General features: G+C 58.4%; 15 protein-coding genes and 3 pseudogenes. 8 read left to right on the top strand and 10 right to left on the bottom strand.

Features of this window, described 5'->3' with window-relative positions:
• Nucleotides 1-313: 313 nt before the first annotated feature.
• From NKH73_RS31925 to NKH73_RS31900, 6 genes are all read right to left on the bottom strand, one after another.
• Complete coding sequence (locus NKH73_RS31925; protein ID WP_352939339.1) at nt 314-1,405, bottom strand: HAD-IIA family hydrolase; 1,092 nt, start codon at nt 1,403-1,405, stop codon at nt 314-316.
• Nucleotides 1,395-2,330 (bottom strand): PLP-dependent aminotransferase family protein, encoded by a 936-nt coding sequence (locus NKH73_RS31920; RefSeq protein WP_352939337.1) that lies wholly within the window; start codon nt 2,328-2,330, stop codon nt 1,395-1,397. Before NKH73_RS31920 ends, NKH73_RS31925 begins: the two co-directional genes overlap by 11 nt.
• Nucleotides 2,331-2,677: 347 nt before the next feature.
• Entirely contained in the window at nt 2,678-3,700 is a 1,023-nt protein-coding gene (locus tag NKH73_RS31915; RefSeq protein WP_352939334.1) for a hydroxymethylglutaryl-CoA lyase-like TIM-barrel protein, read from the bottom strand.
• 45 nt (nt 3,701-3,745) lie between these two features.
• Nucleotides 3,746-4,552: an SDR family NAD(P)-dependent oxidoreductase gene (locus NKH73_RS31910; RefSeq protein WP_352939331.1), complete on the bottom strand. Its 807-nt coding sequence runs from the start codon at nt 4,550-4,552 to the stop codon at nt 3,746-3,748.
• Between the two features lie 119 nt (nt 4,553-4,671).
• Nucleotides 4,672-5,436: an SDR family NAD(P)-dependent oxidoreductase gene (locus NKH73_RS31905; protein ID WP_352939328.1), complete on the bottom strand. Its 765-nt coding sequence runs from the start codon at nt 5,434-5,436 to the stop codon at nt 4,672-4,674.
• A 440-nt stretch (nt 5,437-5,876) separates the two neighbouring features.
• Nucleotides 5,877-6,584: a class I SAM-dependent DNA methyltransferase gene (locus NKH73_RS31900; RefSeq protein WP_352939326.1), complete on the bottom strand. Its 708-nt coding sequence runs from the start codon at nt 6,582-6,584 to the stop codon at nt 5,877-5,879.
• A gap of 699 nt (nt 6,585-7,283) precedes the next feature.
• On the opposite strand from NKH73_RS31900, the gene NKH73_RS31895 reads away from it, so the two are divergent.
• Together NKH73_RS31895 and NKH73_RS31890 are read left to right on the top strand one after the other, a co-directional pair.
• Entirely contained in the window at nt 7,284-8,339 is a 1,056-nt protein-coding gene (locus NKH73_RS31895) for an IS5 family transposase (RefSeq protein ID WP_352939323.1), read from the top strand.
• Between the two features lie 281 nt (nt 8,340-8,620).
• A pseudogene (locus tag NKH73_RS31890) lies at nt 8,621-9,501 on the top strand (transposase); the annotation flags it as partial.
• A gap of 464 nt (nt 9,502-9,965) precedes the next feature.
• Here the strand turns inward: NKH73_RS31890 and NKH73_RS31885 are convergent.
• The gene (locus tag NKH73_RS31885) at nt 9,966-11,006 is read right to left on the bottom strand and encodes an IS110 family RNA-guided transposase (RefSeq protein WP_352939320.1); all 1,041 of its coding nucleotides are present in this window, start codon (nt 11,004-11,006) and stop codon (nt 9,966-9,968) included.
• A 125-nt stretch (nt 11,007-11,131) separates the two neighbouring features.
• Here NKH73_RS31885 and NKH73_RS31880 point away from each other — a divergent pair.
• Nucleotides 11,132-11,362 (top strand): annotated as a pseudogene (locus NKH73_RS31880) (transposase); the annotation flags it as partial.
• Nucleotides 11,363-11,740: 378 nt separating this feature from the next.
• Here NKH73_RS31880 and NKH73_RS31875 read toward each other — a convergent pair.
• The 3 genes and pseudogenes from NKH73_RS31875 to NKH73_RS31865 form a co-directional block, all read right to left on the bottom strand.
• Nucleotides 11,741-12,085, bottom strand: a complete 345-nt coding sequence (locus NKH73_RS31875) for a LysR family transcriptional regulator (RefSeq protein WP_352939317.1) — start codon at nt 12,083-12,085, stop codon at nt 11,741-11,743.
• A 432-nt stretch (nt 12,086-12,517) separates the two neighbouring features.
• Entirely contained in the window at nt 12,518-13,198 is a 681-nt protein-coding gene (locus NKH73_RS31870) for an OmpW/AlkL family protein (protein ID WP_502894155.1), read from the bottom strand.
• 432 nt (nt 13,199-13,630) lie between these two features.
• Nucleotides 13,631-13,923: pseudogene (locus tag NKH73_RS31865) on the bottom strand (prolyl oligopeptidase family serine peptidase); the annotation flags it as partial.
• Between the two features lie 171 nt (nt 13,924-14,094).
• Between NKH73_RS31865 and NKH73_RS31860 the strand changes: the two are divergent.
• From NKH73_RS31860 to NKH73_RS31840, 5 genes are all read left to right on the top strand, one after another.
• The gene (locus tag NKH73_RS31860) at nt 14,095-14,358 is read left to right on the top strand and encodes a hypothetical protein (RefSeq protein WP_352939314.1); all 264 of its coding nucleotides are present in this window, start codon (nt 14,095-14,097) and stop codon (nt 14,356-14,358) included.
• A gap of 387 nt (nt 14,359-14,745) precedes the next feature.
• Nucleotides 14,746-15,132: a hypothetical protein gene (locus NKH73_RS31855; protein ID WP_352939312.1), complete on the top strand. Its 387-nt coding sequence runs from the start codon at nt 14,746-14,748 to the stop codon at nt 15,130-15,132.
• Nucleotides 15,084-16,448, top strand: a complete 1,365-nt coding sequence (locus NKH73_RS31850; protein WP_352939310.1) for a lysine N(6)-hydroxylase/L-ornithine N(5)-oxygenase family protein — start codon at nt 15,084-15,086, stop codon at nt 16,446-16,448. The genes NKH73_RS31855 and NKH73_RS31850 overlap by 49 nt, the downstream gene beginning before the upstream one ends.
• 507 nt (nt 16,449-16,955) lie before the next feature.
• Nucleotides 16,956-17,735, top strand: coding sequence for a phytanoyl-CoA dioxygenase family protein (locus NKH73_RS31845; RefSeq protein ID WP_352939307.1), 780 nt, complete (start codon nt 16,956-16,958; stop codon nt 17,733-17,735).
• Nucleotides 17,736-18,070: 335 nt separating this feature from the next.
• Nucleotides 18,071-20,074, top strand: a complete 2,004-nt coding sequence (locus tag NKH73_RS31840) for a class I tRNA ligase family protein (protein WP_352939305.1) — start codon at nt 18,071-18,073, stop codon at nt 20,072-20,074.
• Nucleotides 20,075-20,319 lie beyond the last annotated feature (245 nt).

The raw sequence follows: 20,319 nt of genomic DNA, 5'->3' as shown, positions 1-20,319 counted from the left end.
GCGGGCTGTTCGCAAGCCTCCAAAAAGTCATGTGCCAAACAAGCTGAAGTCATGGCGCATCGGACAGCGGTGACGGCTTGGTGGCAGCTTTTGTAGCCCTCGACCAAGGCTTGAAAAGCATTAGCCCCTCGTGATCTGCATGGCCTTCTTACGCATCTTTTTAGTTCATTAGAATATACATATTGCAAATATTTATTAATTCTGTCTCCGACAAATTTTATAATTGCAAACTGAAAAGAAACATATTTGCATTTCTTGATTGTTGTTTTTCATCGCTCAACAAGTCGAACTGTATCCTGTGGCGCCACTCGCCCTACAGTTTTTCTTTTTTGGGTAGAACGCTGCAAAACAAACTGTCGTCGAAGATCTGATCGAGGCCCTTTGCTACATAATCGGGAGCGCCGTTCTCACCTTGACGCAACTTGCCGCCGTTGTTGAGGCCCGTTGTTACGAGAAGCGCGTCGAGCCCGGCAGCCTTTGCGCCCTTAATATCAGTATCAACCTGATCGCCGACCATCAAAAGACGGTCGGTACCGGCCCGAGCGATGCACTCTTCGAAAATCGCTCTTCCCGGCTTGCCTAATATTTCAACTGAGATTGTAGGAGCTCCGAACGGCGCTAGTCCTGCTTGAAGCATTGGCCCTATTATGCTTGGTCCAAAGATGAGTGAGCCGTTCTTGCCAGGATAAATGATGTCCGCGTTTGCGGCTAATATACGGGGCATTTGACCCGTCTCGATCAGTTTGCGTTGAAAGGTGGACAGAATTTGATCAGCCGACCGTTTAAAATCGAAACCTTCGTCATCGAGCACCACGAGTGTGTCGAATGTCTCGGTCGCGTCCGCGCAATGAAGGTTTGCATGCTTGCCGAAGATGTCATGCGCAGCGCGTGGACTGCCGACGTAAGAAACTAGCCGCCCGGCGGCCAGCTCTCCGAGGACGCAATGTCGCGCGACCCCGCCTGCTGATACGATATGGTCGACCGCCGGAATCGGAAGTCCCGCGCCGCGAAGACGTGCAAATATCGTTTCGTCCGATCCACTGCTGATATTCGTCACGATGTAGTATGGTTGACCTGACATATTAAGTCGGGCCAAGATATCAGCAGCGCCGGGGAGGGCGTCATTTTCGCTGATGAGGACCCCCGTTGCGTCGAAAAGTATCGCGTCATAGCAAGCTACCAGCGTCTGGGGAGGACGCTCGAACATTGGTCGGCTGTCGAGGGGCGCGGTCAGAGCACCGGCCGACTCCGTCCCTAGCTGAACCGCAAGCGGCGTAAACGGCGGAAAGTAGCCGTGATGAGCCTCTTGCAATGCTCTGATGCGCCAGTCCTCGCGTGTGATCTTGCAGGAGCAATTTGGAGTGCCACACCTACAGCCGGAACTTTCTTGAGTATCATCGGTCATGAAGACCCTCCTTAAAAGGCTCTCTGCGACGCACGATCATTGCTTCGAGGGGCGTGCTGGCCTCGCACGTCTGGCTATAAGCCCAGGCCAGCCACTCGCATAAGATCGCCAAGTCATCTGCCTCGACCGTAGGTCCCGCCCATATCCGAAATCCCGGTGGCGCGTCGCCATAGCTCCAGATGTCAAAGGCCGCGCCTTCGGCTTCGAGTAGACGGATCATCCCCGCAACGATTTTGCCGTCGTCCTCTTTCTCGTCGGCAGCGAGTTGATCGCGTACAAGCCGAAGGGTAATTGAACAGGTGGAGCGTGCTGCCGGATTGGTGCAAGTCCAATCAATCCAATGAGTAGAGTTCACCCAGTCGGCCATCACGGCATAGTTATCGGCAACCCTGTTCAGAAGCGCGGGTAGTCCGCCGCACGCTTCGGCCCAGTCCAGCGCAGAGTGGATATCCTCGACGGCAAACATGCTGGGGGTCGAGATCGTCCGTCCGCCAAAGAACGCTTTGTTCACAGATCCGTCGGCGTTGTGCAGTCTCAAGAGCCTGGCTACAGGCTTACGTCCGCCGGCTTTCAGCCGTGCCTGGGCTCGAGGCGAGAGTGCGATCATGCCATGGCCGCCTTCGCCGCCAAGCGCCTTCTGCCATGACCAGCACAGGACATCGATCCGATTGAAGTCGATGGGCCTCGTAAAAGCTGCGGAGACGGCATCTGCGATCACAAGCCCGGCACGGTCAGGAAGAATCCAGTTAAGATCCGGCGGACAGACACCGCTGTTGGTGCCGTTTAGCACTAGAACGATGTCGTGAGTGGGGTCGATCCCGCTCGTGCTCGGAAAATCTCCGAAAGCACATATATGCCGGCGTTGGGCGGCAAGCGCTAATGTATCGATTTCATTTGCCCAATACTGCGAGAAGCTGTCCGACACGAATGTCTCGACTGGAGACGGGCCGAGTAGATTTTGTAAGGCCATGCTGCAGGCCCCAGTGCCTGAACCGGGCACGATTCCGCAGAGCCAGCTATCAGGCAGCTCTAGCAAAGAGGCCATGCGCCTGATTACTTCTCCTAGCCTTTCTGCTCCCTCGGAGCTCCGGTGACTCCGTCCAACATAGCGCAGCATAGTTGGGTGCACGCTCCAGCCGGGATGTTTGCGGCAAGGGCCTGATGAAAACCGTGGATCGGACGGGAGGGCCGATGGTTTCACCACCGCGTTTGGCAGGGTCATGGCTTCCTCCAAATTGGGAAAAAGAGGCACCTCGATAGGGATATCTGCGATCAGGCGATGCCCTGCGCCATCAGCACCGACAGCTTTTCATCGGCAAAACTCATCCGTTCATCGGCGCGAAGTTCCGAAAGGCGCCCGATAATGGCGGCGTCAGACAAGGCCCCGCCTTCACAAAGCTTTTGAACATAGGACGGATGGATGAAGTTTGAGCCCGCGAATTGATATGCCGCGCTGCTGCCCCAGCCATACCGTTTGCGAAGCGGATCGAAGTGACGCAAGACGTGCTCGAGGAGTGCCCGTTCCTTGGATGTTTCGAGACCAGCGAGAAGCGGCAGGAGCTGCTCACTAGCGGTATTTCCTGCGCCCCGGCCCATGCCCCCCATGGTGCAGTCAATCCAGGTCGCTCCGGCCATCGCGGCGGCCACTGAATTGACCAGCGCATATCCGCGGTTGTCATGGCCGTGGAATCCAATGTCAGGCTCAATTCGATCCGCAAACCGGCCGATGATTTCCTGAACGCGGGTCGGCGTCATAGAGCCAAAGGAATCGGCAATATATAGCACGTCGATGGTGTCGATCTGCTTTACCTCCTTCAGGCACATCTCAACTTCTGCGGCGTCTGCTGCATCGATCTGCATGAGATTCAAAAATACGCGGAAGCCCCTGTGAGACAACTCAGCGCAAATGTTCTGGCTGGCAGCCATGTTGCTGTAATGCGCCGCCACGCGGACGGTCGTGATATGTCCTGGCACTAGGCCTTCTGTCAGGCGCGTAACGGCAAGGGGTATAGGCAGTTCACTCGCAAGCACATCCTTGGCATCGATCATTACGCATGCCTTGACCAAGAGACCAGGAGCCACCTGTTCGGCCTTAGAGCTCGTCACACTGGCGAAATATCCCTGGCTCTCAGGCTTTCCGGCGAGCCCCAGCTCGACCATGCGCACTGGGAGAGTGTTGATGGTAGCGACATAGTCCGACACCAGTTCCGGCGCGAAATCCCAACCTGTGTAGTAGCCACCGTCGCGCAAGGTGCAGTCTAGGAAGTTCACTTCATCTGGTATTGTGTTTAACATTGCCTAGCTACCTCCAAATACCGCCACAACATCGAACATCCTGCATCAGCTGGCGGCGTAGCCCCCATCGACATAGAGAATCTCGCCTGTCACAAACGATGCAGCTGGGCTCGCGAGGAAAATGTAAGGCCCGAAATACTCTGACAAATTGCCGCGGCGGCGCATCGGAGTGAGTTCCATTGCGCGGTGCTGATAAGGGGTATCGAGATTAGGGTGCACTCCATCCATGAAGTTGTTGATGAACCCAGGTGCGACGGCGTTTACACGAATACCCTTATCAGCCCATTCTACCGCCATGGTACGCGTCAATTGATTGACGCCTCCCTTACTCGCAGCATAGACAGCCAGGCCCGGTACGCCGAGAGAACTGGCGACCGAAGAAGTCATGATGATGCTGCCGCCGCCTTGACCCAGCATTGCTTGGGCGGCAAACTTCGCACAATAATAATAGCCCCGCAGATTGGTATCGACGATTTCGTCCCATTCCGGCTCTTCATATGACTGCGCTGGCTTAATGATATCGGTACCTGCGTTGCAGACCATCACATCGATCCGCCCGAACCTGTCGACCGTGCCACCGATCAGTGCCTTGCAATCGTCGTGCGACCGCACATCAGCGCGGATAGCCGTGACGTTGATTCCTTGGCCCGCAAGTTCGGCCTCTGCTTCGGCTAGCTCTTCAACATTGTGCGAGGAAAGAACTATCTTCGCACCCAATCGTCCAAAGCAGGTGGCGAGCGACTTCCCGAGACCCCGGCTCGAGCCCGAAATGCAGACTACCTTGCCATCGACTCCGAAGAGCTCCTGGTATCCTTCTGCATCAGTCGCAGCATTATGAGCTGTATCTGACATAGAGATTTTCCCCACTCCAGCTATGATTACACGCATGAGCGATTGAACGGCCGGGATCGATGACGGTTCTGTTTGCGTTGGCTTCGTTCATGCGAACGGCTCCTAGTGCGACGAGTCGTTCAGACGGTTGCACTCAGCCCACCATCGATGACGATTAGGGCGCCGCTGACATAGGCCGCGCGGGCGCTGGCCAAGAATGCAGCGACTGCTGCGAATTCCGAGGGATCGCCAAGGCGTCCGGCCGGGGTCCTATCCTCGAGCGCACGGATGGCTTCGGCATGGTCGCCGAGGCGATTGGCTTCGTGAATCGCGGTACTGTGGGCTCCAGGAGCGAGCACGTTTACGGTGATGCTCTCTCCTGACAATTGTTGTACGAGCGTGTGGCAGTAGGGCACTAACCCTGCTCGTGCGACACCCGACAATGCGAAATGTACTGGGGTCCGTACAATAGCCTCGGAAGCGAGCATCAATATTCGCCCCGCCCGCGAGCGCCGCAGATGCGGCAAAGCAGCGGTAACTAGATTTATCGAAGGTAAAAGCACTCGGTCAAACGCGTCGTCGAAATCCTTAGGCGTCAGGACTGAGGGTGGCCCGGCAGTAACGCCTCCGCAATTCGTCACCAAGATGTCGATACGTCGAAAATGCTCTGCCGTTTCGGCAACCCAAGCTGCTGCATCCGCGCAGTCAGTCACATCGGTCGCGCGCGACTGCACTTCAGCGCCTGTGCTGCGCAACCGATCCACTGCTTTTTCTAGCCGCCCCGGATCCCGCCCACAGATGGACACGCGGCAACCTTCGTTGGCTAGCTCCTCAGCTGTGGCCAAACCTAAGCCGCTGGAGGCTGCCGCGACCATTGCCACCTTGCCGTCAAGTCCCAAATTCATTTGTCACCCCAATCAAAGTCACAATCCTTTTTGGCTCCGTTGCAGACAGCAAGCATGTGCCGTGTCAAACGAAAAATCCGTTAAAACAACATGGGTGCCCTGCTGATAAAATGTCGGTATTGCTCTTAAGTTGGATTCACTACATTTGTGTCGCACGCATGCCGATAGGTTCCGGTTCTGAAGACAGCGTTGGGGAAGCAACTTAAAGTTTTGGATCGAGGCGAATTGGTCATGTACAACGCCGGCCCTTACGACGCACAGGGCGGCGTGCCGCTCGATCGCTACCAGCGCTCGCCGCGCGAGTTTCACGAAACTGTCGAGCCATTCGAATACGCCAAGGGAGGTCTTCTGCGTCGCGTACAGCAGTGGCTTCGTCCGCATTCTCGGCCCATCATGCAATTGTGCAGGGCCTTCGCAGGAAAGTCCGTCGCGGTAACGCGTCATGGCTTGGGTTCCTCTGGGGCGTTGGTCTTCTCGGGCACCTGGAAGACCCAATAGTGCGCGTCCTCCTCGGCGACGTATCTGCCGTTCCTCAGACACTGTGCCGGTATAAGGACGCCCTCATCTTGCAGGCGCCGTACCTCGCCTTCAAAGGATGTCGTCTCCGCATAGCTCTTGCGGGTGCTTGCAATGACGAAGCCATTCGGGCGGGTGACGCGAGCCAGCTCGCACAACCCATCCGGTCGGACGTGTCCGAGCGTGAGGACGCCGCAGCAGACGGTTAGGTCATAGCTCGCGCTGGAGTAGTCCGAGAGCCGCCCGTTAAGGTCGACGTTGCCTCGGGCATGGCGGTAGACGCCGGTTTGCCGGGCCTTTTCGGCCATCTCTTCGGAGAGATCGAACCCGTCAATCAACCGGAAGCCGAGCCGTTCCAGTTCCACGCCGACGAGCCCTGTTCCGCAGCCAGCGTCGAGGATTGAGATTGCATTTCGCTGCGTGGCCAAATAGGCCGTCTGCACGGCGCCTGCCAGTTCCGCCACGATCATCGGCCCGCAGTACCCGACGCGGACCTGGTCCAGATCGAAGCCATTCGCCCATCCGCGATATAAGTGGGCCAAACGACCGGCGTCGCCGTCGAGGGCGTGGGATACCTTCATGCGCTCTCGCGCGGCTTGCTCCGGTGCTGCCTGCTGATCTAGGGCGTTCATAACAGTTCCTCCGTGGGGGGGCGCCACTGTATCCATGGGCGCGCAATGACGCGGCTGAAAAAACTCGCAACGATGCGGAGCATGGCTTTTTGCGAAGGCGTCTAGACGCAAGATAACGTCGACGTCCTCTAGCGGAAATATGTGTCCACCGTCCCGGCTCGATCCCCGCAGCGGGATTGGATTGCATTTCCTGACCAGGCTGCTGCCGGTCCTGTATCGACGTGCTCCGCGATAAGTCATTGCACCCCCAATGTGGTAGGACAAAAAGGGACGATGTTGTTTTTTCACCATCGACTGTACCCTCGATATGCATAAGCAGAAAGTGAATCTTTGTGAACTTCATGTTATATTACGCTGAAATGTTGGGAGATATGTTGCATGCTATTTAACATAACGAAAATTAATTGACTTTTTGGCAACACAATTGCCACAAATGCTTCCGCTTGTACGATATTGCATTGAACGGCAATGGGAGTGTAGGTCAGTATCCTTGCGCGTCAAAATCTCAGCTGCTCTTTTCGATCTCTGGGGCAAACTGGAAGAGAGATGTCCGATGCTAGGGCGGCGACCCTAAAGGTTCTAACTGCGAGTTCTGTCATGACCATCTTTTGCACAGAACCCGCCAGCCGCTCGATCACCAGACCAGTGAGATTGCGGCAGCGCGTACGGCTAGGGCGTCGTCACTATCATCTAACGTCCGTGTCCGGCGCGCAGCGTTGCCACGAACGCCGTACACGACTTCGATCGCCCGGTGCGGAATGCGCCGAAGCGGTCAATGCCGGTCTAGGAGACCTGTGCGCGGGTGGCTGGACCGGCGCATTGATCTGTGATTCCCTCGATCTGATCAAGGGATTGAGGGATGCGATGTCACTTCGGGGCATTGGTCAGGAAAAGTTCGGTTTCGCCGTTGATGGCGGCCGACATTCGTCTTTGGACGAGCTTGCCAGACAGATTGACTGGGCGTCGATCGAGCGCCACCTGGCCGTGATTTCCTGCGCGGCCAAGGGCGAGCCCGCTTGGCCGCCAACGGCCTTGTTCAAGGCGATGCTGCTGTCGATCTGGTACGATCTGTCGGACGTGAAGCTTGCCGAGGCGTTGGACGACAGAGGATCGTTCCGGCGGTTCTGCGGGTTCTCGGCTTGGGAGCCTACACCAGAGCGGACGGCTTTCGTGCGTTTTCGAAAAGCCCTTGTGGCACATGGTCTGGACAGGACTCTGTTCGACGAGATCACCCGCCAGCTCAAGGCCAAAGCGATCCGGGTTAAGACCGGCACGCTTGTCGATGCGACAATCATCGCCTCGGCCAATGAGGATGATGACGAAGACCATTGGGTCAAGCATAAAGGCCGACCAGCAGTCCACGGCTTCAAAGCCCATGTGGGTGCCGACGCCGATACTGCTTTGGTCGAGGAGATTGCGATCACGCCCGCCAACATTAACGACGGCAAAGCCGGTGCTGATGCGCTGCTCGACGATCCCGGCGAGGTGTTTGCCGACAGCGCCTATCGAGGCAATCATTTCGGCGACGCAGTGCGGGCAAAGGGCGGAACCCCTCGTGTTGTCGCCACCGGCATGTGGGGTCGGGACGAAGCCGAAATATGGGCACATCTTGAGGCTCGAACCAACCGATCCACCGCATTCGTGGTCGCATCGAGAAAATCTTCGGCACATGGAAGGGTCTTCGCCGATGGCGAGAGCTTGCCAGGCAGGCGTTCAAATTCGCCTCACTGCCATCGCCTACAATATGAAACGTAGTTTGAAGGTCAGCGCTATGGCTGGATAGCGGGCAAAAACACCCTGGCGCTCCCACAAGAACGCCGAAAGCCGCAGCCAACGACGTTGGCCTTGATATCTTCCCGCCCATGTCCTGATCTGCCGACAAAATCAAACAAATCAATGCAATGTGCGTCCCGCACACAGGTCTCCTAGCCCGGAAAATTCATGGCAGGTCGGCGGATGTGGAGCAAACCGTTGAAATGACGTAGGATTTGGTTGCTTAAGCCGATCCGCGCCATATCCCGGAGACCACACCCGCCATGAATGATCCTACGCTGCCGCTGAACGGTTTGTCATCGATTCGCGGCAAGTATGTCGTCGCCCGTTTCGACGGGGGGATGCTGTCCTCGAACGGTGGCGTTGTGGCTATGGCCGAGGTGGAAAAGCGGCTGCGTGTCGCCGAGCGTCTGGCGCGGTGCATCGACGATCCGCGCTGCCCGGACCAGGTCGTCCACAGCCTGGCAGACATAATCGGCTTTCGCATGAAGATGATCGCCGCTGGCTACGAGGATGGCAACGACGCCAACCGGCTGCGCTCCGATCCGGTCTTCAAGATGGCCCAGGATGCGCTGCCTTCGGGTCGGGACCTGGCGTCTCAATCGACCATCTGCCGGCTGGAGAATCTGCCCGGCGTGCGGCCGCTCACCTGCGCCGCCTCGTGCGGGCGATCCGGAGCAACTGGCCGAACACCCGGATCCCGATCCGAGCCGACGGACATTACTGCAGTCCACTGGTCATTGACTGGTGCCGCGCAAACCACGTCGACTTCATCCTCGGCCTGGCACCCACCACGACCCTGGGCAAGCATGTCGCGGACCTGGAAACCAGCACGACGGCTCGCTTCGAAGCGTCGGCGAAGACGGGCAAGGTCAGCAGGTTCAAGGAGTTTGTTGACGGGGCCGCCAGTTGGAGCCGCGTCGAGCGCATCATCGCCCGGGTCGAGGTCGGCGGCCAAGGTGCTGACACCCGCTTCATCGTCACCAACCTCGCCGGTGGAAAGGCCAAGGCGCTCTACGAGGATGTCTACTGCCGGCGCGGAGCGGCCGAGAACCACATCAAGTCGTGGAAGACGCATCTCGCCGCCGACCGCACATCCTGCTCACGCGCCACGGCCAACCAGTTCCGGCTTCTCTATTCGGCGTGTTGAGGTCAAGCGCTTTTCGAGCTCTCCGCCTTGCCGGCATTTGATGTCTTTCGCGGGGTCTCGCTTCTCTACGGGATCGGCGCTCTGGCCCTCCCTCCATGGGATTCAGAAGAACGAGGTGGAACAATCTGTTACCGCGTCCTGATGCCCAGTGCGATCGGTACTTCCGGAACTACGAACTCACCTCATCCTCGTCCCGCGAAGGACGGCTTTCCACCGGCAGGTGGAACTGTGTCGCCCTTCTATCGGGGGCGATGATTTTCACATTTGATCCTCTGGTTCATTCCCTATCTATCTCCTTGTTCGGCCGATGGGGCGACCCTCTCCTCGTCCCGACCTGCTTCGACACTGGCCGCCGCGCGCAATGATCCTCAAGGGTGGGACCGCAGGGGCCATCGCGCAGCGACTTGCCCTTGACGGGCACGAGCACGGCGGCATGCTGGACGCTGGTCGGGACGAGGTCAGCCGGCGACCGGCATGATTTCCGTCCTGGTCCAGCGGAACTGCGTGCCGTCGCGCCAGATCCGGTGCATGATCACCGCCAACCGACGGGCGAGCGCGACAACGGCCTTCTGCTTACCGCGCCGCTTGGCGACGTTCATCGCCCAGGCCTTCAGCCAGGACCATTTCGTCACCCGCGTCAGCAGGGTCTGCGCGGCCTCGTAGAGCAGCGTTCGCATCATGCGGTCGCCGCGCAGCGAGATCCGACCGATGCGGCGGCTTTCGCCCGACTCGTTGAGCACCGGTGTTAAGCCTAAAATCGGCCCGATCGCTTTCGAATTGCGGAAGCGGGCCGGCACGTCGATGGTCGCGGTGTAGGCCAGCGCCACGACCGGGCCGACACCGGGAATCGACATCAGTGGGCGGCAATTCTCGTCATCCCGGACGATCGTCAAAACCTTGCGGTGCAGGGCGGCAAAATTCTGGCGCAGCTTGGCGCGCGCCTCGAGCAGCGGTTCGATGATCTCGACCAGATCGGGCATGCCGTCGGTGAGCTCGCGGATACGCGCCGCGAAGCCGGCTGCGCCGACTTTGCCGACTTTGAGCCCGAAATTGCGCAGCAAGCCGCGGATGTCGTTCTCGACGGCAATGGCCTTTTCCTGCAAGAGCTTTCGCGCCATCAACAACGCCCGGCGCTTCTGGCTCGTCAGCGTCTTCACATGCACCGGGCGAAACAGACTGACCCGCATCATCTGCGCAATGCCGCGGGCGTCAATGCGATCGGACCTGTTCGGCTGGGCCTTCAGGTAGGCCTTAGTGTGCCGGGTTTCGATGCAGATGACCGGCAGCCCTGCTTCGGCCAGGCCGCTGAACAGCCATTGCGACAAGGGCCCGGCTTCAAGCCCGATCCGCTCAAAGTTCCAGGCCGGATCCGTGAGCACCCGCGCAAGATCCTCCGGATGGCTCGGCACCTTCATTTCCCGGCACGCCGTGCCTATTTCGTCAACGATGCATACTGCGGTCTCTTTCACTGAGACATCTAATCCGGCATAATGTTTCATGCTGCGCTTCCTCCTTCTGATGGCTTGTGGGCTGCTTCCATGCAGACCACGTCTGATCATCAGCTCGAAGAGCAGCACCTTCATGGCATCACCACTAAAAGATGAGGCTCAAGCCGAATACCCATCTGTTCCTGCATGCCGGCGCCTACTGGCTGATGTGGGGCCTGCGCGCTGCGATGCCGAAACGCTCGAGTTTTGCCGTCGCGCAATTCGACACACTGCGACTGCGCCTCATCAAGATCGCTGCGCGGGTGGTCGAGATGAAGACGCAAATCCGCCTGCACCTGCCGACATCCTGCCTCGACCAGGGCATCCTACGCATCGTCCTCAGTCGCATCCCGAGGCTCGCGACATAAACGATGGGGCGTAGACGCCCCAAACGAACCCGCCGACCGCAACCTGCAAACCCCGCCTTCCATCACGACGGATAACCGGCCGGCGCCTAACGTGCTTGTCAAAAAGAATCGCAACAGCCGCCTGATCGCCGCTTCAGGGCGCCAAAAGCTCTTTGTCGTGCATCAAGGCGGCTAGTTGGTGTAGGCGCCCTAATTGGTTGGCCTCGCGCATCACTCGGCCGACACCACAAGCTCTTTCCTCGACCGAGGGCACCGTCGATCGCAGGTTCTGGGCAAGTCGGAAGATCGGCAGTCGACGCCCAATTCCCCCATTTCGCAACGATCTTCTGATCGATCTCGTAGAACTTGCACGTGCCTCAAAGCGCGGCATGCGCGATGTCAGCCAGATCGACGCGAACGCAGGGGTGGAGGCAATCGAGACATCCGGGAGCGACCGCCGTGTTTAATGGTCGTGACGGCATCGGACACCCTGGAAAAAATGCTTGCCAGCTCGGTGTAGAGCTCTTTGCCTGCACTGGTAAGCACCATGTCGGTTCCTTGCCTCACGAACAGCGGAACACCAAGCTCGTCCTCAATGACTTTGATCTGCCGACTGATCTCTCCCAATGTCACGCTCAACTCGGAAGCTGCGAGCTCAATCGAAAGGTGTCGTGCCGATGCCTCAAATACCTCGACGGCGGTGAGGACCGTGAGGGACAGGATGTCATAATAGCGATGGACCATCGAATACTCCAATCAGATCGGCAATCGCGAACCAAACGACCGCCTATCACGTCGCTTGCCTATAAAGTGCCGCCAGTCTACACGCGTCAAAGCAACACTGATGGGTCACTCTAGGCTCCGTGATGGAATTGCGGCCGTCAGCCGTGACCCATGCAAGTTGCGTGCCGGCTGGCGCACCGTTGTGAGTTGCACCTCTCGTCCACGCCGAGGCAGCATGCCCGACCGTTCGGTTGGGTTTTTGATTTTCTTGTCCGGCTTCGAGCAGCGCGAGAACTGAGTGAGCGATGATTTCGGATACCTTCCCGCCCACGGGCAACAAGGCCATCTCCTCCGATCCGGGTCAATTGCTCTGTAGGCCCGACGGTAAAAGGGCGCACGAGGCGCGCCCTTCAAATCAGATCGCCGTCAGCAAGTCGCCTTCGGTCTTCGTTATCAGAAACGATAGGTGACACCTGCGCCTATCAACCAGGGATCGAGCGCGGCCTTCCCCGTCAGCTTCGCGCCGTCCACCGTGACATCGAAGTCTGGCTTGAGGAAAAGCTTCTTCACGTCGAAGTTGACGCCCCAGTGCTGATCCACCATGTAGTCGAATCCGACCTGTAGCGCGGTGCCGAATGTGTTCTTGACCTTGAGAGCATCGGCGCTGCCGGCATCTTGATTATAGAAGATCGTGTAGTTCACGCCAGCACCGACATAGGGCTTGAAGGCCCCGAGATCGGTAAAATGATACTGCAATGTGAGCGTGGGCGGCAGCAGCCAAACTTTGCCGACCTTGCCCAGCCCGGCGATCGTTCCTTGGCCGTCGATGTTGGCATAAGTGGTACCGAGTATGAGTTCGCCGGCGATGTTGTCCGTGAAGAAATAGGAGATGTCGAGTTCCGGTGTCAGGGTATCCGAATAGGAAAGACCGGAACCGGTCACCGCATTGACGTAGCCTGAATCCTCAGTGATAACTCCCAACGCACGCAGGCGGACCTGCCAAGGGCTTGGCGCTTCAGTGACCCAGTCTCCTGCCTGCGGGGCGCTCGCGGCTTGTTCAAAGTCCGCCGCGACGGCCTGCTGTCCCACCACGATGAGGACGACGGCTACCGTTACTCCCCCCGCCACGCCCATTCGCTTTCTCGCCAGGGTATTCTCTCCTTGCTCTTCAGAAATGATGCAATTCATTATTACGAATCCTTCTGGAATTACTTGAGATTGAGGGAACGTCGGTGCTCGCGTCGCGTGATATTTTGCTCACATTATTTGCGCTTTGCTCTTAATCATCGACCTGTGCTCGCTTATTGAAATGTTGCCCTTTGTCTGGGTTGAGCCCACCTATCGAACGCAATCGGCTTGCCAGGGGGTCGCACTGCGAAGGGAATCGTTGCTCAGAGCAGTGAATGCGGCCCGCTCCTGATTGTCTTGGCGTAGCCGTGGGCGCCCGCGCCGGGCTCGCTGAAGTAAGAGCGATAGCCAAGAGTCTGCAGCTTTGCGGCCATCTTAAGCGCGCAGCCCCGGATGGAAGCAGTCGTCTCGCTTGGTGGCGGCAAGCAGGATCGGCGGATAGGCGGCAAGGGTGGTCCGGCGCCACAGTCCGCGCGGGTTCGGGGATCTTGCCAGAAATTGCAGAGGTACTGACCGCAGCGCGTGATCAGGGGAATCTTGTCGGGACGGTCGAAGATCGCCGTCAGGGCATCGCGGTCGCGATCAAACTGCGTTCCACCGAAATGCCCTAGGGTCCTGGCCGACTGGCTGGCGGCCCAGGAAAGTGCCTGTTCGCCTTCTACATTTTCAAGCCAAAGATAGGGATCATCGTCGGGAGCATCCAGCGTTGGGCGGAAATCGAATGCGGTCATGTCCGGATAGCGTGAGGAATGATGTCGACTGGAAAACAAGCTCAAGGTTCTCCTTCAGCTCGGGAAAGCTCAGTTTTCGCGGCTGCGACCGCATGTTCGGCGAGCGTGATCATGGGGTGATTTCTCCTCTGTCCGTGCCGCAGCGCGTTTGCGGATAGCCAAGCATGTGTCGTGCCAAATGAGAAAATCATTTCAGAACAATGGGATGGCTCTGATGCGCTATGTCTCATGTCCGACATTGTCGAAGACCCGACAACGAGTGCAGGCCGTAAACGCCTGATCGGTTTCCTGTGCGAGCTTGGTAGGCACCGCGGAAAACTCAAGCAGTTGAGCTCTCACTACGAACTGGCAGAGTTTTGGATCGACATCGGCGACGGGGGTGATCGCCTGATTCTGAGACAAATCGCCAAACCGCTGGTCGGGCTTTTTCAATGAGGGTCTTGAGGGTGAAGGATCTGGCAGCTCTTGCAACTGCCGACCTTGTTGGACAAGGCATATCGCGATCTGTCCAGCAAGAGACACAAGGTTCTGCACCGTCCGTTCATGAAGACATCGTGCTGGTCTCCATGAGAAGTCTCCTGGTGCAGAAGGTGCCCGATTAGCTATTCGGAAAAAGGCGACATCGACGTGCAAATCGGGCGTCGCGGTGAGGCGCCCCCCTCAATGTCGGATTCCCGACAGGATCGCACATCCACCAACCCGTTGCTTTAATAAGATTTCCTTCTCTGGCACGGCCTTTGCTCCTTCTCTGGCACGGCCTTGCTTAGGATTCGGCACGGCCTTTGCTTAGGATTCTCCGAAGGTATCAGCGAGACGTCGTCCATGATTATGCGCACCGAAAATGCCGTCGCCGCAGTGAAAACCGCGCTCTCGCCCGCCACCAAGCCGCCAAAAGGCCGGCGCGTCATGGTCGAGCGGCGACTGCGGCTCAAACAACTAATGGGCCTGGAAAGCGTCTCGCGTGACGGCGACGCGGTCATCGAGGCGGGCGGCAAGGATGGACGTCGACACCCCCTAACCACGTCGCCGGCACGACCCGTCGATTGTCACCGGGCCGGAATGCTCGGGGTCTACATTCGACAACCCGACCCGCAGACAATTTCCGCAAATCCGGTCGGAACCAAGGCTCGAAAACGCTCGCGAGGGGGAGCCCAATGGCTATGGCCGATATTCGCCACGAACAAGCCGCCTGGTGGGAAAAATCTATAGGAGGAAAGCAGGTGGAGTTATCTTGCGTTGGGATCGGTGCTGGGCCGTCCAATTTGAGTCTTGCATGTCAGATACACGAGCAAGTTGGGCAAGGGGCACTGTTCCTGGATCGGCAGGTCGACTTCCGCTGGCATCCAGGCATCGCATTCGATTCCTCGGAGCTCCAGGTCAGCCACTTCAAAGATCTGGTCACGCTGGCGAATCCCCGATCAGACTACACTTTCGTGAACTTCCTGCACGAGAACGGGCGTCTGTATCACTTCCTGAACGCACAGTTCGAAGCCGTGCTCAGAGTTGAGTTCGAGCAATACCTGAACTGGGTCTTCCACAGGAACCCACTTGTGCGTGGCGGGGAGACGGTGCGCGAGATCCGCTTTGACGGCGAGTTTCGGGTGCGGACGGATAAGGCGGTTCTCGGCGCCAGAAACGTCGTGGTCGGCATTGGCAAGCAGGCGCAAATTCCGCCTCAGTTTCAGGGTTGGACTGGACGCAACCTGTTCCACTCATCTGTTTTACTGCACATCCATCCTGAGGTGCGGAGAAAGCATGTCTGCGTGGTTGGCGGAGGCCAGTCGGGAGCCGAGGTGATGTTGCACCTTGTCGGCCTGCCGAAAGAACGGCGGCCTGCCTCGATCACTTGGGTCTCGCAGCGTGAGAACTACCTGCCTCTCGACGACAGCCCGTTCACAAACGAGTTGTTCATGCCCTGCTTTTCGGATCGATTCGCGGCGATGAGCGAGTCGCAGCGTAAGCTGCTCGTGCGGCGTTACGTGCTTGCTTCGGACGGCATTTCGGAAAGCACGTTGCGCGCGATCTATCAGGCGCTGTACCGCCACGCATTTTTCGAGCCAAACCGATGCGACATCACACTGCGGCCGGGCTGCACCGTCTCGCACTGCATCAACGCCGGACCGGGCCACAGGCTGACCCTGCAGCATGGCATGGACGAGGTCGAAGAAGTCACGGCTGACATCGTCATCCTGGCCACCGGTTACGAGAACGCGGTCCCAAGCTTGTTGGAACCGATCATGGGCCGCTTGGAGCAGATCGACAATGAATTAGCTATTCGCGAGGATTTTTCGGTGAGCTGGGACGGACCGTGTGACAGACGAATCTTCGTACAAAACGCGAGCCTCGGGCAGCGCGGCCTGGCCGATCCGAATCTAAGCCTGCTGGCCTGGCGGGCGCGCCGCATCCTCGATAGCCTTCTTGGACGCGCGCCATGCGCGAACCCCGAGCATCCTGGCTTCATCAGCCATACCTCGGTCGAGAGCTGGCCCGACCCCGCAGCCGAAGAAATGGGCAGCGGGATATGACCCGTAAACTTTTGATCATCGGCGGTGGCATCCTAGAAATGATGTCCGCCTCCGCTGCGGTGAACGCCGGAGGCTTCTCCGATATTATCGTGACCGACCAAGCCCTTGGACCAGGCGGCGCATCGCATTATTCTAGGGGCGTGCATTTCCCCTACGGTTGCCAAGGCCGTACCAGGTCGCTCACTCGAAAGAGCACCGTGGTCTTGGCGGCCATGGCTGGGTCGGCAGTTAGCGGATGGTGCGGGCCTTTAGCGATGCGTGTCGTGGTTGGACCGGGTGAAGCGATTGATCAGGCCCAGTTTACGGAACCCCTGGACCCGGCCGAGCCTGACATAGGCAGTCTCGCGCCGAGCTTCTGCGGACAATATCCGCCGGAGCGGAACGCACTTAGCATCGCCGTCCCACGTCACGTGAGTCAGTCTCCGTGGACCCGCAACTTGATCAGCGCCCGACTCCCCTAATTGGGATGTCCGACCAAACCAGTCTTTCCAACAGGAGGCTTTTCGCATGTTGACTGATGCAGAAAGAGAAAAGTGGCAGAAGGACGGATACGTCAGGCTCGAACGGTTCTTCACTCCAGCAGATCAGGAAAATATCTCTACTTTTGTCGAAGATATGTCACGCTGGGATGTCAGTGATGATAAATGGCTCATGTGGTTCGAGAAGACGACGGACAATCGAAAGATCACCTCCAAGATCGAGAATTTTCTCGACTTCCATGATCCATTGCGTCGTTTGCTCTTAGAAGATCAGCGCATAAAGTCAGCGGTCGAGGATTTGCTTGGCGAAGCTTCGCGCAGGCTCAAGGAGTTGCTGATTTTCCACTATCCAGACAGCGGCGGCTATCTCCCGCATCAGGACATTTATCACATTCCACACAAACTCCCCGACCGCATGGTCCATGCGGTGGTTGCCATAGGCGTCGACGACTCCGACCCGGAAAACGGCGGGCTTTTTTTCAGCCCCGGCAACCACGAAAAGGGGGTGTTTCCTATGGATGCCGGTGGGGTGATCTATCCTCAAGTTGCCGAAAAGTTCTCCTGGGAACCCGTAGTATGGAAGTCTGGCGACATCTTCATCTTCGACGATTACGCACCGCACTACTCACGACCGAACAAAAGCAATCGTTCTCGGCGGACACTCTACTTGGTGTTCCAGCGTGCTTCAACCGGCGGGCCGACCCGCTCTGAATATAACGTGCTTAAGCGCGCCCTTAACCCGCCCGAGGGCAAAGTGGCCGATCTCGACAATCTCAAGCCCCCAAATGGCATCTTCTATCGCGATTGAGCTCACGCAGCCAGGCGGAGGCATGCACACGAAACTGATCGACCGCTCAAAAATGCGCGGACGGTATGGACGTCTGATTTGCGGGCTCGCGGAGCATCGACCGTAGCCCGTTACGACGCTTTGGCACGTGGATTGCGGAGGTGGTCGCAGGCGGTCTTCTGTGCGCCTACAGCCCGACTAGTGCCCCCCTTGGTCGCCCGCTTGCCGGCCCAGAGCTGCACTATCCTGGCCGGGCCGCCAATGGTCGGGCTGCCGTTTCTCTGCACGAATTGCACGGGAGGCTGTTGCGTTGGCAGCCGAAGGTCCCACTGCTTCAACAGCTTAGGTTGGTTGTCATGCGCAAATACACGTTTTCTCGAACGGAGCTGTCGCGGGCGTTCGGTATCGACACGGCCACGCTTGGAACGGGCAGCGCTCGCACGGGGTTTTCATTCGGAAAGGTTGGACCCGGCGTCACATCCGAGCCCCATCGGCACGACGAAATCGAGGCCTTCGTGATCCTGTCAGGATCGGGCAAGGTCAGGACCGACCTTGGGGAAATCTCGGTCGAGGCCGGCGATGTCGTTCTGTTCCACCCTTTTGAAGCGCATGTGCTGCGCAACGACGGAAACGAAGACCTAGATTTCGTCGATGTCTACTGGCGTGATGGCGAGGCCGCCCTTCATGTCGCTGCAAAGACCACGGCTCCACGCGGGCCGACCTTCGTCTTCTCCACGCCGCCAACGCCAAATGGCGATCTGCATCTGGGGCATCTTTCTGGCCCTTATTTCGGCGCTGACGTCTATACTCGTTTCCTGCGCATGAAAGGAGTCGAGGCCTATCACCTGACCGGAAGCGACGATTACCAGAGCTACGTCGCGACACGGGCCGATGCCGATCAATCGACGCCTGCAAACGTGGCGCGCTACTACGCCGACGAGATTCGCGCCACGCTTGCACTTCTCGATTGTGACGTCCACAGCTTCCAAGCCACAATGGGCGATGACGGTTACGGCGAGTTTCAAGCCGCCTGTTTCCGCAGTCTCCTGAGCAGCACGGCGATAGATCTATGCCAGAGCCCTGCGCTTTTCGATGCCGTGACAGGCCGTTATCTTTACGAACCGGATGTTAGCGGCCTCTGCCCCGATTGCGGCGGGTCCGCGGGTGGCAACATCTGCGAGGAATGCGGCGCCCCAAACCTTTGCCACGACCTGCGTGCAGCCCAATCACGGCAGTCTGCCGAGGCGCCGCTGGTCGGCTCCGTCCGCCGCGCTGAACTTGCGCTGGACCGATGCTTCGACAATGTCGACCGGCATCTAAGGGCGTCTGGGGCCCCGCTACGGATCTTGGATCTCTTCGCACGCGTACGCCGACGCGGGAAATTTTCAGTGCCCATTACCCACCCCTCGGACTGGGGCCTGCCGGCGGAAGGGTTCCCGGGGCAAGTGATCTGGGTCTGGCCGGAGATGGCCTTCGGTTTTCTTTACAACATCCAGGCGCTCGGCCGCTCGATGGGTCGCGACTGGAAGGCGGAGATGCCCGGCAACGACTGGCAGATTGTCCATTTCTTCGGCTTCGACAATTCGTTCTACCACGCCCTACTCTACCCCGCTCTTTACGCCGAGGTCTTCTCCCACTGGAAGCCACGCATCCGCTATCACGTCAACGAGTTCTACCTGCTCGACGGCAAGAAGTTCTCAACCAGCTGCCGCCATGCGGTCTGGGGCAAGGAGGTTCTGAGCCCAAAGACAGTCGACGTCGTGCGCCTTCATTTGGGCCTGACACGCCCGGAAGGTGAGCGGACGGATTTCACGCTGGACGCGCTGCGCCGCACCGAGAACGAGGTGTTCCAAAGCATCTGGCTGAACTGGCTTGAGGCGTTGAACCAGGAAATCAAGCACGATTTTGCCGGCCGTGTACCCGATGCAGGCGACTGGAGCCCGGTCGACCGCGCCTTCTTTGCTCGCATAGAGATCTATCGCGCTGCGATGGAGCGCGCCTATTCGGACGAAGGCTTCTCGGTTCGGCGCGCGGCCACTCAGGTCTGCGAATTCGTGCGCGATTGCGTGATCTACCGCGGGGCGCGAGACTTTGCGGCGGCGCGACGTTTCTATCCCGCCCGCAATCGGACTTCGCTAGCCCTTCAGACGACGGCCGCTGCGATCCTGGCACCGACACTCGCTCCGCTGATGCCCCGCTTCGCCAGAACGCTGGCGCGAGGCATCGATGGCGCCTCAACCGAAACATGGCCCCGGTCCGTCCAGCGCCTTGCGCCCGGGACGCGCTTTGATCTCGGACCCATGTTGGTGTTCTACGCCAAATCCGGCAATCCTCATCTGGATGACGAGGAAACACTATGAGCCCAAAGGTGCACCAGTGAGCTGTCCCCATCTCGACCAGATCTGCGCGGCAATCAAAGCCGACGATGCCAAATATCTTGACTCGCTGTCACTGGCGAGGGAAGCCGCTCTGAACGGTAGAGACTAGATTAGTGTCCGTCCATAAACGCCGATTTTCCGCGTTTACCGTAGCTTGCTCCTACTTGCGGGTTGTTTTGGGGCGCTTGGTCGACACCGAGCGCAAGGAACGCGACCGGAAGAGCCTT

Origin of the sequence: Mesorhizobium sp. M0938, from assembly GCF_040319125.1 — a bacterium.
Classification (GTDB): Bacteria; Pseudomonadota; Alphaproteobacteria; order Rhizobiales; family Rhizobiaceae; genus Mesorhizobium; species Mesorhizobium robiniae.
Note: the sequence above shows the minus strand (reverse complement) of the source record. Positions and strands in the feature narration are given on the sequence as shown.